Origin of the sequence: Marinobacter sp. UBA2498, assembly GCF_002341575.1 — a bacterium.
GTDB classification, from domain to species: Bacteria; Pseudomonadota; Gammaproteobacteria; order Pseudomonadales; family Oleiphilaceae; genus Marinobacter; species Marinobacter manganoxydans.
In genome coordinates this window covers 1,048-15,391 of record NZ_DDOI01000033.1, presented here as the reverse complement: position 1 = coordinate 15,391, position 14,344 = coordinate 1,048, and the positions used below count along the sequence as shown (strand labels likewise).

Here is a 14,344-nt window from a genome sequence, read left to right as displayed (position 1 = left end):
ATCAGGTCGAGGACTATGCCCGCCGCAAGGGCATGGCCATCGAGGATGTCGAGCGCTGGCTGGGGCCGGTGCTCAATTACATTCCGTCAAGCGAGAAGGCGGCGGGGTAACCTGCCGTCTCGACATCAGGCCTCCAACCCCTTATGAACCCCGCTAAATCCTAGCCTTCGGGGGCCGATCCGCGCATGCACGATTTCATCCTCACTTTGTCCTGTGCCGACAAGCCCGGGATCGTTGCCGGTGTGACGAGCGAATTGTTCGGATTGGGTGCCAATATCGCCGAATCCAATCAGTTCTGGGACAAGGACACCGACAAGTTCTTCATGCGCATCGGGTTCACGGCGCCCGATGGCGTGGACAAGGACGCAGTCGAGCGCGCGCTCAAGCCGGTGATCGAGCGGTTCGAGATGAAGACCGCCGTGATCGATGAAGCGCGGGTGCCGCGAATCGTCATCCTGGTCTCCAAATTCGACCACGCCATGCTGCATCTGCTCTACCAGATCAAGGTGGGCGCGCTGCGGGCAGAGGTCGCTGCGATCATCTCCAACCATGAAGATGCGCGCTCGATCGCACAGGCTGAAGGCGTTCCGTTCTATCATCTGCCCGTCGCCAAAGGACAGAAGGCGGAGCAGGAGGCCGAGGTGCTCAAAATCATCAAGGCGGCGGATGCCGATCTTGTGGTTCTGGCGCGGTATATGCAGATCCTGTCCGACCAGCTTTCAACGCGGCTTTTCGGCAAGGTCATCAATATCCACCACTCGTTCCTGCCCTCGTTCAAGGGCGCCAAGCCCTATCATCAGGCCCATGAGCGCGGCGTCAAGCTGATCGGCGCCACGGCCCATTACGTCACCCCCGATCTCGATGAAGGCCCGATCATCGAGCAGGACGTTATCCGGATCACCCACAGCGACTCTATCGAGGATATGGTTCGCCTGGGTAAGGATGTGGAAAAGAACGTGTTGGCCCGGGGCCTGCGCTCACACATTGAAGACCGGGTGATCACCTACGAAAACAAGACAGTGGTGTTTGATTAAGGCTGCCTCACAGTTGCCCCGGAAAGGGTGCGACTGTGGTAGACTTGGCGGCTTGTTGAAGAATAACTATGGGGCCCGGAAACGGCCCCGATACGACTTCCAGATAACGCAAAGGAACCTTTCTCGATGGGTGAGTTAGCCAAAGAGATCCTGCCGGTCAATATTGAAGACGAGTTAAAACAGTCCTACCTCGATTACGCCATGAGCGTGATCGTCGGGCGGGCGCTTCCGGATGTGAGGGATGGCCTCAAGCCGGTTCACCGCCGCGTTCTGTTCGCCATGTCCGAACTGAACAACGACTGGAACAAGGCCTATAAGAAGTCCGCCCGTGTGGTGGGTGATGTTATCGGTAAATACCACCCCCACGGTGACTCTGCGGTATACGACACCATCGTACGTATGGCCCAGCCGTTCTCCCTGCGGTATCCGCTGGTTGATGGCCAGGGTAACTTCGGTTCCATCGACGGTGACAACGCGGCTGCCATGCGTTACACCGAGATCCGCATGGAGAAGATCGCCCACTCCCTGCTGGCGGACCTGGACAAGGAAACGGTCGATTTCGTCGATAACTACGACGGTACCGAGCGGATTCCCGAGGTTCTGCCCACCCGGGTGCCCAACCTGCTGGTGAATGGTTCCTCCGGTATTGCCGTGGGCATGGCTACCAACATTCCGCCCCACAACCTGACGGAAGTCGTAAGCGGCTGCTTGGCGCTGATTGATAATCCGGATCTGACCATCGATGAGCTGATGGAATTCATTCCGGGCCCGGATTTCCCGACCGAGGGCATCATCAACGGCCGTGCCGGCATCGTTGAGGCCTACCGTACCGGCCGTGGTCGTATCTATATTCGTGCCCGCCACGAGATCGAGCACGACAACAAGACCAATCGCGATGCCATCATCATCACCGAGCTGCCGTATCAGCTGAACAAGGCCCGCCTGATCGAGAAGATCGCGGAGCTGGTAAAAGAAAAGCGTCTTGAAGGTATCTCCGAGCTGCGGGACGAATCCAACAAGGAAGGTATCCGGGTGGTGATCGAACTGCGTCGGGGTGAGAACCCGGACGTTGTGGTCAACAACCTGTTTGCCCAGACCCAGCTGGAAACTGTATTCGGCATCAACATGGTTGGCCTGATCAACGGTGAGCCGAAAACCCTGAATCTGAAGCAGCTGCTGGATGCGTTCGTTCGTCACCGCCGTGAAGTAGTGACCCGCCGGACCATCTACGAACTGCGTAAAGCCCGTGAACGTGGCCATATTCTGGAAGGTTTGACGGTTGCCCTGGCCAACATCGACGAGATTATCGAGCTGATCAAGGCCTCGCCGTCCGCCGCCGAAGCGAAGGAAAAGCTGATTGCCAAGGGCTGGTCACCGGGCGATGTCATGGCCATGCTGGAACGTGCCGGTCAGGACGCCTGCCGTCCGGACGACCTGCCAGAGATCTATGGGCTGCGTGAAGGTCTGTATCATCTGTCACCGGAACAGGCCCAGGCCATTCTGGACTTGCGTCTGCACCGCCTGACCGGTCTGGAAACCGAGAAGCTCCAGAACGAATACAAGGAAATTCTCGACAAGATTGCCGATCTGCTGGACATCCTGGGCGACCCCGAGCGGCTGCTCCAGGTGATCCGGGAAGAGCTGGAAGCGATCGTTACCGAGTTTGGTGACGAGCGTCGTACCGAAATCACCAGCTCCCGTCGCGACCTGACCATCGCCGACCTGATTGATGAAGAAGACCTGGTGGTGACCATTTCCCACAGTGGTTACGCCAAGACCCAGGCAGTGGAAGACTACCAGGCCCAGCGTCGTGGTGGTCGGGGCAAGGCAGCAACCTCTATGAAGGACGAAGACTTCGTTGAGAAGCTGCTGGTGGCCAACTCCCACGATACGATTCTGTGTTTCTCCAACCGTGGCAAGGTGTACTGGCTGCGGGTGTTCGAGATTCCACGCGCCAGCCGTGCCTCCCGCGGTCGGCCCATGGTGAATATCCTGCCGCTGGACGAAGGCGAGCGTATTACCACGTTCCTGCCGGTTCGGGATTATCCGGAAGACCAGTTCGTGCTGATGGCCACCTCTGCCGGTGTGGTCAAGAAAACGCCGTTGCCGAACTTCTCGCGTCCGCGCAGCAGCGGCCTGATTGCCCTGTCACTGGATGAGGGCGATACCCTGATCGGTGCAGCCATTACCAAAGGCGATGCCGAGGTCATGCTGTTCTCGACCGCTGGCAAGGCGGTGCGCTTCAACGAAGAAGCCGTTCGTCCCATGAGCCGGACAGCCCGTGGTGTTCGCGGTATCAAGATGCCGCAGGGTCACCATGTGGTGTCGCTGATCATCCCGCAGGACGGTGGGGTTATCCTGACTGCCTCCGAAAACGGCTACGGCAAGCGTACCGCCATTGACGAGTTCCCGACCTACAGCCGTGGCAGCCAGGGCGTTATCGCCATGCAGTGCTCCGAGCGTAACGGTAACCTGGTGACAGCCCTGCAGCTGTTCGACGGTGACGAAATGATGCTGATCTCTGACAAGGGCACGCTCGTGCGTACCCGGACAGACGAAGTGTCGGTTCTTAGCCGGAATACCCAGGGCGTGCGCCTGATCAAGCTGAGCCAAGAAGACGAGCGGCTGGTTGGCGTTGAGCGGATTGCGGAAACCGACGACGAAGAGCTCGACAGTGAAGGCAATCCGATTGTTGCCGACGAGAGCCCGGAAGAAGGCCAGCAAGGCCAAGAAGGCGAGAGTGCCGGCGACGAATAAGCCGGCACTTGCCACGGACAGATTCAGCAAGACTTGAGAGAAAGCAGCAACATGAGCAGGGCGTATAACTTTTGTGCAGGTCCGGCCACCTTGCCGGAGAGCGTGCTTCGTCAGGCGCGGGATGAAATGCTCGACTGGCGCGGTACCGGCATGTCGGTGATGGAAATGAGCCATCGCAGCGACGAGTTTGTCCAGATTGCCGAAACTGCAGAAAAAGATCTGCGTGAACTGGCCGGCGTGTCGGACGACTACGCGGTTCTTTTCATGCAGGGTGGGGCGTCCAGCCAGTTTTCCACCATTCCTCTGAATCTGCTGGGCGAAAAAGGCTCTGCGGACTACGTGAACACTGGCATCTGGTCCAAGAAGGCCATTGCCGAGGCCAGTCGCTATGGCAAGGTGAACGTGGTGGCGAGTTCGGAAGACAGTGGCTTTACCACGATTCCGGATCAATCCTCGTGGCAGACCAGTGCCGACGCGGCTTATCTGCACTACACGCCCAACGAGACCATCGGTGGCCTGGAATTCGGTTTTATTCCGGATAGCCCGGGCGCGCCGCTGGTTGCCGACATGTCCTCATCAATGCTGTCGAGGCCGGTGGACGTCTCCAGGTTCGGTGTGATCTATGCCGGTGCCCAGAAGAACATCGGTCCCTCGGGATTGGTAGTGGTCATTATCCGCAAGGATCTCCTGGGTAAGGCCCGCCAGGAGACCCCGACCATGATGAATTATCAGGTGATCGCAGATAACGGCTCCATGTACAACACGCCGGCGACCTATTCCTGGTATCTGGCCGGTCTGGTGTTCAAGTGGCTGAAAGAGCAGGGCGGTGTGAAGGCCATGGGTGAAATCAACCTGCGCAAGGCCCGCAAGCTCTACGATTTCATCGATACCAACGAGTTTTACGCCAACCCGATTGATCCGCGCTTCCGCTCCTGGATGAACGTACCATTCACGCTGGCGGATGATGCCCTGAACGGTGAATTCCTGAAGGGTGCCAATGCCCGTGGCCTGCTGAACCTGGCCGGCCACCGGTCGGTTGGCGGAATGCGTGCGAGCATCTACAACGCGATGCCAGAAGCCGGTGTCGATGCACTGATCGACTACATGACCGAATTTGCGAAGGAGCGTGGCTGATCATGAGTGATGAGCAGGTTCGGCTCGGAGAGCTGCGGGACGAGATCGATCAACTTGATCAGAAGATCATGGAGCTGATCAGTGCCAGGGCCGCCTGTGCCCAGGAAGTGGCGCACGTTAAAATGACCGCCAATCCGGGGCAGGACGTCTTTTTCTATCGCCCCGAGCGGGAGGCCCAGGTGCTTCGCCGCATCAAGGAACAGAATCCGGGGCCGCTGTCGGGTGAGGAAATGGCCCGTCTGTTCCGGGAAATCATGTCGGCCTGCCTGGCGCTGGAAAAGCCCATGCACATTGCCTTCCTGGGTCCGATTGGCACCTTCACACAGGCGGCAGCGCTCAAGCATTTTGGTCACTCGGTGGTCAGCGTGCCTTTGCCGGCCATTGATGCGGTATTCCGGGAGGTCGAATCCGGCGCGGCCCATTACGGGGTGGTGCCGGTCGAAAACTCGACCGAGGGTATGATCAACCACACCCTGGATATGTTCATGTCCTCGCCGCTGAAGATCTGCGGCGAGGTTCAGCTTCGGATTCACCATCATCTGCTTGTGTCTCCGAAGCATGGCGACCAGGAAATCACCCGGATTTATTCCCATCAGCAATCGTTTGCCCAATGCCGGCAATGGCTGGACACCCACCGCTACGGCATCGAGCGGGTTACCGTCTCCAGCAATGCGGAAGCGGCCCGGCGCGCAGCCGAGGAGCCCGGCACGGCGGCCATTGCCGGTGATATGGCGGCGGAGCTTTACGGCCTGCAGAAGCTGGCGAACAGCATTGAGGATCGCCCGGACAATACCACCCGCTTCCTGATCATTGGCCGGGAGGAAGTGCCGGCCAGTGGCCACGACAAGTCGTCTATCCTGGTGTCCATGCGCAACAAACCTGGGGCTCTTTATCAGCTCCTCGAGCCGTTCCATCGTCACGGGCTCAGCCTGACCAGAATCGAAACGCGGCCCTCGCCAAGTGGCACCTGGGCCTATGTGTTCTACATCGATTTTGAGGGACACATGGAAGACGAACAGGTCCGGAAGGTGCTGGCAGAAGTGGATGAAGAGGCCGTTGAGCTCAAACGCCTGGGTTCCTACCCGATTGGCGTTCTATAAGTATCTGCACCTGCGTTTCTGAGCAAAGAGTGTCGAGGACGATTTATGGCTATTGATTACCAGAGCCTGGCGGTTCGCGGCGTACAGGCCCTCTCACCGTATCAGCCGGGCAAGCCGATTGAAGAGCTGGCCCGTGAGCTTGGCCTCAATCCGGCAGAGATCATCAAGCTGGCGAGCAACGAAAACCCGCTGGGGCCGAGCGAAAAAGCGCTGTCGGCCGCGCGGCAGGCCCTCTCCGAGCTTTGTCTGTATCCCGATGGCAACGGATTCAACCTGAAGCAGGCGCTTTCGAAGCGTCTGAACGTCGGGATGGATCAGATTACCCTTGGTAACGGCTCCAACGATGTACTGGAAGTCATTACCCGTTGTTTCGCCGATGCAGATTCCGAAGTGGTTTTCTCCCAGTACGCGTTCGCTGTCTACCCCCTGGTGACACAGGCCATCGGTGCCAGGGGTGTGTCTGTGCCTGCCCGGGAATGGGGGCACGATCTGGACGCCATGGCCGTAGCGGTTACTGATCGCACTCGCCTCGTGTTTGTCGCCAACCCGAACAACCCGACGGGTACCGTTCACACGGCGGACGCCATCGAGGCGTTCCTGAAGAAAATCCCCGAGAACGTGCTTGTGGTTCTGGATGAGGCCTACTGTGAATACCTGACCGGTGATCAATACCCGGACGGTGTCGAGCTGTTGGCCCGTTTCCCGAATCTCATCGTTTGCCGCACGTTCTCCAAAGCCTGGGGGCTGGCGGCTCTGCGGGTAGGTTACAGTATCTCCTCGCCGGCCATCGCAGACATTCTTAACCGGGTGCGTCAGCCATTCAACGTGGATACGGTTGCCCTGTCTGCGGCCACGGCTGTGCTTGAGGATGAAGACTATCTCCAGCGTTCCCGGGATGTGAACACAGCCGGTCTGCGTCAGTTGCAGGAGGCATTCGACCGGATGGGGCTCAGTTACATCCCGTCAGCCGGGAACTTTGTTGCCGTGGAAGTGGGGGAGCAGGCCATGGGCGTGTACCAGTCCCTGCTGGCCCACGGCGTGATTGTTCGGCCCATCGGCGGTTATGGTATGCCCCGGCATCTTCGGGTTTCTGTCGGGCTTCAGGAAGAAAACGAGCGCTTTATTGATGCACTGGCGCAGGCCCTGGCGGCCTCGGGGTTGAGCGACTGATATGGCGCCGTCCGAGCCTCTGTTTAAACGGGTAGCGGTGATTGGCCTGGGGCTGATTGGCGGCTCCCTGGCCTGCGCGATCCGACGTAACGGGCTGGCGGGCACAGTTGTTGGTACAGATCAGCGCGATGAAGAGCTGCAACTTGGCAAAGAGCTGGGTGTAATCGATCAGGCGGCGTCAACGGTGTCTGATGCAGTTCGTGGCGCGGACCTGGTTGTGCTTGCCGTTCCGGTACGAGCAACACGCGCGGTTCTTGAGCAGATTCGCCCGTCTCTGGAGCCGGACGCGATACTCACCGATGTCGGTAGTACCAAATCCAGCTTCGTAGCCGATGTTGAGGCCGTGTTCGGCGGCTTGTCGCCTCTGGTTATTCCCGGTCATCCCATTGCCGGTTCCGAGAAGAGTGGCATCCGGGCGGCAAATCCCGAGCTTTTCGCCAACCACAAGGTCATCCTTACGCCGCCGGACAATGTCAGCCAGCCCCACCTGGCTCGCCTGCAAGGGCTCTGGGAGGGCTGCGGTGCCACGGTGCTGACCATGTCGGTGGCGTATCACGATGAGGTGCTGGCAGCCACCAGCCACTTGCCTCACCTGATCGCGTTCTCCCTGGTAGATACCCTGGCGGGTGAAGATGAGAACATGGACATCTTCCGGTACGCCGCCGGTGGCTTCAGGGATTTCACCCGGATTGCGGCCAGCGATCCGGTGATGTGGCACGATATTTTTCTGTCGAACCGTGATGCGGTTCTTCGTGTCATTGACCACTTTACCCACGACCTCGAACAACTGCGCACTGCCATTGCCAATCAGGACAGTGCCACGTTGTTGCGGGTTTTCAGTCGCGCCAAGGCGGCGCGTGAACATTTTTCGAAGATGCTCTCAGGACAGGCTTACGTGACAAACAACAGTGAAAAGCAGGTAACGTTCCGTCTTCAGTCCGGTGGCGCGATCACCGGTGATATCCGGGTGCCCGGCGACAAGTCAATGTCGCACCGGTCCATCATGCTGGGTGCTCTGGCAGATGGCGTAACCGAAGTGAAAGGGTTTCTGGAGGGTGAAGACAGCCTGGCGACGCTCCAGGCATTCCGGGATATGGGCGTTACCATTGAAGGCCCGGACGACGGCTTTGTTCGCATCCATGGTGTTGGCATGCACGGGCTTCAGGCCCCCCGCGGGCCTCTGTATCTGGGTAACTCGGGAACCGCCATGCGGCTGTTCGCCGGTTTGCTGGCGGCCCAGCCCTTTGATTCCGAGCTGACCGGCGATGCGAGTCTCTCCGGTCGCCCGATGGGGCGGGTTGCCGATCCTCTCAGGGCGATGGGCGCCGTTATCGATACCGCAGAAGGGGGGCGCCCGCCACTGAAAATCCGTGGTGGCCAGAAGCTGTCCGGTATTCACTATGAAATGCCGGTGGCCAGTGCCCAGGTGAAATCGTGTCTTCTGCTGGCCGGGCTTTATGCCGAGGGCAGTACATCGGTGACCGAGCCCGCGCCTACCCGTGATCATACCGAACGCATGCTCGCGGGTTTTGGCTATCACGTTCACCGCGATGGTGCGACCGCCAGTGTCAGTGGTGGCGGCAAACTGACGGCGACCAATATTGATGTGCCTGCCGATATTTCGTCGTCTGCGTTTTTCCTGGTCGCGGCCAGTATCGCCCCGGGCTCCAATCTGATCCTTCGCCACGTTGGAATGAACCCGACCAGGGTTGGTGTGATCAACATCCTGAATCAGATGGGCGCCAATATCGAGATTCTGGACGAGCGCGAAATCGGTGGTGAGCCGGTTGCTGACCTTCGGGTCCGCTCCGCGGAGCTCCAGGGCATCGACATCCCTGAGGATCAGGTGCCCCTGGCCATCGACGAATTCCCGGTGCTGTTCATTGCCGCGGCCTGCGCCAATGGCCGTACGGTGCTGCGGGGCGCAGAGGAACTTCGGGTCAAGGAAAGCGACCGGATCCAGGTGATGGCAGATGGCCTTGCTGCACTGGGAGTCGAGACCACCGTCACGCCTGACGGCATTATTATCGATGGCGGTCAGACCATCGGTGGCGGTACCGTGAACAGTCATGGCGACCATCGCATCGCGATGTCCTTTGCGGTCGCTTCCCTGCGCGCTGCGGGTGACATTACGGTGAACGACTGTGCGAACGTGGCTACGTCTTTCCCCGGTTTTGTGGAACTTGCGCACGGAACGGGGATCAATATCTCAGCCGAGGGGGCTGAATAATGGTTGTTAGCAGTGCGCCGGTGATTACCGTTGATGGTCCCGGAGGTTCCGGCAAAGGCACCATCACCCAGATGCTGGCCCGAAAGCTCGGGTGGCATCTTCTTGATAGTGGTGCCCTTTACCGGCTGACGGCGCTGGCCGCGGTCCGCCAGGGTGTGTCTCTGGATGACGAGAACGGCCTGGTAAAAGTCGCCGCCGGTTTGGATGTGGCCTTTGAGCCCACTCCGGAAGGTGAGCCGGTAAAAGTGATTCTTGCCGGCCAGGATGTAACAGCAGATATACGTACAGAATCGGCTGGCGACAACGCCTCGAAGGTGGCGGTCATGCAGCCGGTCCGAGATGCGCTATTGCAACGCCAGCGGGACTTCCGGCAGGCGCCGGGCCTGGTGGCCGACGGCCGTGATATGGGAACGGTGGTTTTTCCGGATGCACCGGTAAAAATCTTCCTGACGGCAAGCGCTGAGGAGAGGGCCCAGCGGCGCTATAGCCAGTTGAAGGACGCGGGTGTCGATGTTAACATTGACGCCCTTTTAGAGGAGATACGGGTTCGTGATGAACGGGATATGAACCGTTCCGCAGCCCCTCTCAAGCCCGCAGATGATGCGCAAGTCATTGATTCTACGGGGTTGAGTATAGAAGAGGTGTTGGACAGGTGTATGGCCGCAGCAGGTCAGGCCTGACTACACCTTTTTGTCGTTGAAATGCCGGATGTAGCGCTATCTGCCAGCCACAGGCTTAGTCCGGAACTTGTTAACAGACCGTGTTGCTGGTGGCACGGAGTACACTTGCGTTGATCATATAGGACTCATAATGAGCGAGAGCTTTGCGGATCTTTTTGAAGAAAGCCTAAAAGAAATTGACATGCAACCGGGTTCCATCGTCCAGGGAACCGTTGTAGACGTCGATAACGACTGGGTCACCGTTAACGCCGGACTGAAGTCCGAAGGCGTTATCCCCGCCTCCCAGTTCCTTAACGAAAAAGGTGAGTTGGAAATTGCTATCGGCGACGTTGTCGATGTAGCTCTCGACGCTGTTGAAGACGGCTTCGGTGAGACCCGTCTGTCCCGTGAAAAGGCCAAGCGTGCAGAAGCCTGGAAGGTACTCGAGAAGTCCTTCGAAGCTGAGGAAGTGGTTAAAGGTATCATCAACGGTAAGGTCAAGGGTGGTTTCACCGTCGATCTGGCCGGCATCCGTGCCTTCCTGCCTGGCTCGCTGGTTGATGTTCGTCCGGTTCGCGACACCGCGCACCTGGAGAACAAAGAACTCGAATTCAAGGTTATCAAGCTCGACCAGAAGCGTAACAACGTGGTTGTTTCCCGCCGCGCCGTTCTGGAAGCTGAAAACAGTGCTGAGCGTGAAGCTCTGCTCGAAACCCTGACCGAGGGTATGGAAATCAAGGGTATCGTCAAGAACCTGACCGACTACGGCGCGTTCGTGGATCTGGGTGGTGTTGACGGCCTGCTGCACATTACCGATATGGCTTGGAAGCGCATCAAGCATCCGAGCGAAATCGTTAATGTTGGCGACGAAATCAGCGTTAAGGTTCTGAAGTTTGACCGTGAGCGTAACCGTGTTTCCCTCGGCCTGAAGCAGCTGGGCGAAGATCCCTGGGTTGATATCAAGGGTCGTTACCCGGAAGGTTCCAAGGTCAAGGCACGCGTTACCAACCTGACCGACTACGGCTGCTTTGCTGAGCTGGAAGAAGGTGTTGAAGGTCTGGTTCACGTTTCCGAAATGGACTGGACCAACAAGAACATCCATCCGTCCAAGGTTGTCCAGGTTGGCGACGAAGTGGACGTGATGATTCTGGATATCGACGAAGAGCGTCGTCGGATCTCCCTGGGTATCAAGCAGTGCGTATCCAACCCGTGGGAAGATTTCTCCAGCAACTTCAACAAGGGCGACCGCATCTCCGGCAAGATCAAGTCAATCACTGACTTCGGTATCTTCATCGGACTGGATGGCGGCATCGACGGTCTGGTTCACCTGTCTGACATCAGCTGGAACGAGACTGGCGAAGAAGCGGTTCGTGAATACAAGAAGGGTGACGAAGTTGAAACCGTTATCCTGTCTGTTGATCCGGAGCGTGAGCGTATCTCCCTGGGTATCAAGCAGCTCGAGAGCGATCCGTTCGCCGAGTTTGTACAGCTGAACGACAAGGGCTCTATTGTTAAGGGCACCGTGTCTGCAGTTGATGCCAAGGCAGCTACCATTGCTCTGAACGACGAAGTTGAAGCGGTACTGAAAGCCTCTGAAATCAGCCGTGACCGTGTTGAAGATGCACGCAACGCGCTGAAGGAAGGCGAAGAAGTTGAAGCGAAGATCATCAGCATCGACCGCAAGAACCGCATCATCAACCTGTCTGTGAAGTCCAAAGATGTTGAGGACGACAAGCAGGCACTGGAAAACGTGCGGACCAAAACTGCGGAAACTTCCTCTGGTGCGACCACCATCGGTGATCTCATCAAGGAGCAGATGCAGCAGCAAAACGCCAACAAGGACTAATCTTCCGGTTGGTACGAAAAAAACGGGCTCTAAGAGCCCGTTTTTTTTGTGTTTTTTTCTGGTTTGGCTAAACTAGGTAGTCATGGGAATTCGGTAACCGACGGCCGAATAAAAATGAAAGAGGGAAACGCCTCATGACGAAGTCCGAACTGGTCGAGCTGATTGCTTCCAAGCAAACTCAGCTCTCCGTTAAAGATGTCGAACTGGCTGTAAAAACCATCATCGAGCACATGTCCCAGTCGCTTGCCGATGGTCAGAGAATAGAAATCCGGGGATTTGGCAGTTTTTCCCTTCATCACCGGGCCGCGCGTACCGGGCGCAATCCGAAAACCGGTGAGGCTGTTCAGTTGCCAGCCAAATATGTGCCGCACTTCAAACCCGGCAAGGAATTGAGAGAGCAGGTCAACGACAGCTTGAAGAAAGGCTTTTAACAGCTGCTCAGGGAACGCGTATAATTCGGGCATAAAAGCCCTTTGGGAGTGCTATTGCTATGGCAGGATTGCAGAAGATCCTCATTATTCTGTTGGTTTTGGTCCTGGTTCTGCTGGCATTGGTATTCTCGCTCAACAATCAAATGGCAGTCTCCCTTAACTTCCTGCTGTTTGAAACCCAACCTCATGGTGTCGCTGTCTGGATTATCATGGCATTTGTTGTCGGTGCCCTTGTTGGCGTGCTGATGACCATGCTGGCCACCGTTCGCAACTCGGTGTCCCGGCGAACCCTTCAGAAACGACTTGATCGCGCCGAGCAGGCATTGGAGAAATCCAGGGCCCAGAACGACCGGACTCTTTAATGGATATCGTATTACAGTGGCTGCTGCTGACAGTTGCAGTCGCCGTTGGCTGGCTTGTGGGCCGGCTGGGAAGCGGTGACAGGCGATCCGGCAAAACGATTTCCGATGAGGAATCGGTGAAGGACCGTCTCCAGTTCCTGTTCACGAACTACTCCGACCAGGCGGTTGAGAATTTCGTCCAGTCCCTTGCGGTCAACAAGGATACTGTCAGTCTCCACCTCTCCATTGGCAGCCATTTCCGCAACAAGGGCGAAACCGATCGCGCCATACTGATCCACCAGAACCTACTGGCCAGGCCCGAATTACCCCCGAGATTCTCCCCGCAGGTGACTCTCGAGCTTGCCCGCGATTACCTGAACGCGGGGCTGCTTGACCGCGCCGAGGCATTGCTGCACCAGTTGATGGGCGACAAGGATTACGGACGGCACTCCTCCCAGCAGCTCATCGACCTCTACCAACAGGAAAAGGAATGGGCAAAGGCTGCCGAAGTGGCCCGAACGCTGACACGTGGGGACGCCGACCCGGCAATGTTCAAAGTGCTGGCCTACCTGACATGCGAGCTGTCGGAAGAGTCCCTGAAACAGGACGACCGTTGGGCTGCCCAGAAACTGGCCAAGGAGGCGCTTGAGTACGATCGCTCCTGCGTGCGAGCCAATCTGATTATGATGAAGCTGCTGGTTCGTCAGGGCAGCTATCGCGAGGCAGGCAGCCAGTGCCTGAAAGTATTCGAACAGAACCCCGAGTTTGGGCCGGAAGCCATCGACCGGCTCATGAAGCTTGAGCACGAGCACGGCGACATTGGCCGGTTGGCGAAAAAACTGCGCAAGCTTTACGAAAACTACCCGAGCACCAGTTTGTTGCTGGCTCTGGTGGAGTCTGTCGAGCGCGCCTCGGGGCGACCGGCTGCTATCGACTTGCTCAGGCAGGAACTGGAAACCCGCCCGAGTGTCCGTGGCTTGCTCAGGCTGGTGGAAATGGCCGGCTATGAGAAGGGCATGACCACTGATGAGGGCAGGCTGGTGAGCCGTATTGGCCACCTGATTCTCGCCAATCGTCCCGTCTACCGCTGTGTCAGCTGTGGTTTCTCTGGCCGTCAGCTGCACTGGCTTTGCCCAAGCTGCAAGCAATGGGAAACCGTGCGCCCGATCCAGGGTGTTGAAGCCGAATAAACCTTTACTGAATTTCTGCAGGACAAGTGAACGTGCAAACCGCTAACGATCCCAAGATCATCGTCGCCCTCGATTTTCCCTCCCAGAATCCTGCCCTTGAGCTGGTCGACAAACTGGACCCGGGTAAATGCCGCCTGAAAGTGGGTAAGGAACTGTTCACCCGTTCCGGCCCGCAATTGGTGGAAGGGCTTCAGAAGCGCGGATTCGACGTATTCCTGGACCTGAAATTCCATGACATCCCGAACACCACCTCAGCTGCAGTTGCTGCCGCTGCCGATCTCGGTGTATGGATGGTCAATGTGCATGCCTCTGGTGGCGAGAAAATGATGACCGCCTGTCGGGAACGTCTGGAAAGCTTTGGTGCGGATCGCCCGCTGTTGATCGCCGTCACGGTCCTCACCAGTATGAACGCCGACGACCTCGTCGGCATCGGCATCACCGATTCCCCGGAA

At 57.8% G+C, this 14,344-nt stretch carries 12 protein-coding genes; all 12 read left to right on the top strand.

Features of this window, described 5'->3' with window-relative positions:
* Positions 1–185: 185 nt before the first annotated feature.
* Complete coding sequence (gene purU / locus B2W52_RS03440; RefSeq protein WP_286801293.1) at positions 186–1,034, top strand: formyltetrahydrofolate deformylase; 849 nt, start codon at positions 186–188, stop codon at positions 1,032–1,034.
* A 126-nt stretch (positions 1,035–1,160) separates the two neighbouring features.
* Positions 1,161–3,791, top strand: coding sequence for a DNA gyrase subunit A (gene gyrA, locus B2W52_RS03435; RefSeq protein WP_008172069.1), 2,631 nt, complete (start codon positions 1,161–1,163; stop codon positions 3,789–3,791).
* Between the two features lie 51 nt (positions 3,792–3,842).
* Positions 3,843–4,925: a 3-phosphoserine/phosphohydroxythreonine transaminase gene (gene serC / locus B2W52_RS03430; protein WP_008172068.1), complete on the top strand. Its 1,083-nt coding sequence runs from the start codon at positions 3,843–3,845 to the stop codon at positions 4,923–4,925.
* A gap of 2 nt (positions 4,926–4,927) precedes the next feature.
* Entirely contained in the window at positions 4,928–6,025 is a 1,098-nt protein-coding gene (pheA, locus tag B2W52_RS03425; protein WP_008172067.1) for a prephenate dehydratase, read from the top strand.
* A gap of 45 nt (positions 6,026–6,070) precedes the next feature.
* The gene (hisC, locus tag B2W52_RS03420) at positions 6,071–7,195 is read left to right on the top strand and encodes a histidinol-phosphate transaminase (protein WP_008172066.1); all 1,125 of its coding nucleotides are present in this window, start codon (positions 6,071–6,073) and stop codon (positions 7,193–7,195) included.
* Position 7,196: 1 nt separating this feature from the next.
* Positions 7,197–9,425 carry a bifunctional prephenate dehydrogenase/3-phosphoshikimate 1-carboxyvinyltransferase gene (locus tag B2W52_RS03415; protein WP_286801289.1) on the top strand — a complete coding sequence of 743 codons (2,229 nt, stop codon included), beginning with the start codon at positions 7,197–7,199 and terminating at the stop codon, positions 9,423–9,425.
* Positions 9,425–10,105, top strand: a complete 681-nt coding sequence (gene cmk, locus B2W52_RS03410) for a (d)CMP kinase (RefSeq protein WP_014576793.1) — start codon at positions 9,425–9,427, stop codon at positions 10,103–10,105. Before B2W52_RS03415 ends, cmk begins: the two co-directional genes overlap by 1 nt.
* A gap of 130 nt (positions 10,106–10,235) precedes the next feature.
* A complete protein-coding gene (rpsA, locus tag B2W52_RS03405) occupies positions 10,236–11,930 on the top strand; it encodes a 30S ribosomal protein S1 (RefSeq protein ID WP_014576794.1) in 1,695 nt (564 codons plus the stop codon).
* A 134-nt stretch (positions 11,931–12,064) separates the two neighbouring features.
* Positions 12,065–12,361: an integration host factor subunit beta gene (locus B2W52_RS03400; protein WP_008172061.1), complete on the top strand. Its 297-nt coding sequence runs from the start codon at positions 12,065–12,067 to the stop codon at positions 12,359–12,361.
* A gap of 59 nt (positions 12,362–12,420) precedes the next feature.
* Positions 12,421–12,723 (top strand): LapA family protein, encoded by a 303-nt coding sequence (locus B2W52_RS03395; protein ID WP_008172060.1) that lies wholly within the window; start codon positions 12,421–12,423, stop codon positions 12,721–12,723.
* A complete protein-coding gene (lapB, locus tag B2W52_RS03390; RefSeq protein ID WP_008172059.1) occupies positions 12,723–13,892 on the top strand; it encodes a lipopolysaccharide assembly protein LapB in 1,170 nt (389 codons plus the stop codon). Before B2W52_RS03395 ends, lapB begins: the two co-directional genes overlap by 1 nt.
* 32 nt (positions 13,893–13,924) lie before the next feature.
* Positions 13,925–14,344, top strand: a 420-nt coding sequence (gene pyrF / locus B2W52_RS03385; protein ID WP_286801280.1) for an orotidine-5'-phosphate decarboxylase, incomplete at its 3' end; no start/stop codon positions are given.

What these genes read in the sequence shown, in the direction of transcription:
- cmk (WP_014576793.1), top strand. Translation starts at nt 9,425, where the DNA reads ATGGTTGTTAGCAGTGCGCCGGTGATTACCGTTGATGGTCCCGGAGGT.
- hisC (WP_008172066.1), top strand. Translation starts at nt 6,071, where the DNA reads ATGGCTATTGATTACCAGAGCCTGGCGGTTCGCGGCGTACAGGCCCTC.
- B2W52_RS03395 (WP_008172060.1), top strand. Translation starts at nt 12,421, where the DNA reads ATGGCAGGATTGCAGAAGATCCTCATTATTCTGTTGGTTTTGGTCCTG.
- B2W52_RS03400 (WP_008172061.1), top strand. Translation starts at nt 12,065, where the DNA reads ATGACGAAGTCCGAACTGGTCGAGCTGATTGCTTCCAAGCAAACTCAG.
- purU (WP_286801293.1), top strand. Translation starts at nt 186, where the DNA reads ATGCACGATTTCATCCTCACTTTGTCCTGTGCCGACAAGCCCGGGATC.
- gyrA (WP_008172069.1), top strand. Translation starts at nt 1,161, where the DNA reads ATGGGTGAGTTAGCCAAAGAGATCCTGCCGGTCAATATTGAAGACGAG.
- serC (WP_008172068.1), top strand. Translation starts at nt 3,843, where the DNA reads ATGAGCAGGGCGTATAACTTTTGTGCAGGTCCGGCCACCTTGCCGGAG.
- rpsA (WP_014576794.1), top strand. Translation starts at nt 10,236, where the DNA reads ATGAGCGAGAGCTTTGCGGATCTTTTTGAAGAAAGCCTAAAAGAAATT.
- lapB (WP_008172059.1), top strand. Translation starts at nt 12,723, where the DNA reads ATGGATATCGTATTACAGTGGCTGCTGCTGACAGTTGCAGTCGCCGTT.
- pheA (WP_008172067.1), top strand. Translation starts at nt 4,928, where the DNA reads ATGAGTGATGAGCAGGTTCGGCTCGGAGAGCTGCGGGACGAGATCGAT.
- B2W52_RS03415 (WP_286801289.1), top strand. Translation starts at nt 7,197, where the DNA reads ATGGCGCCGTCCGAGCCTCTGTTTAAACGGGTAGCGGTGATTGGCCTG.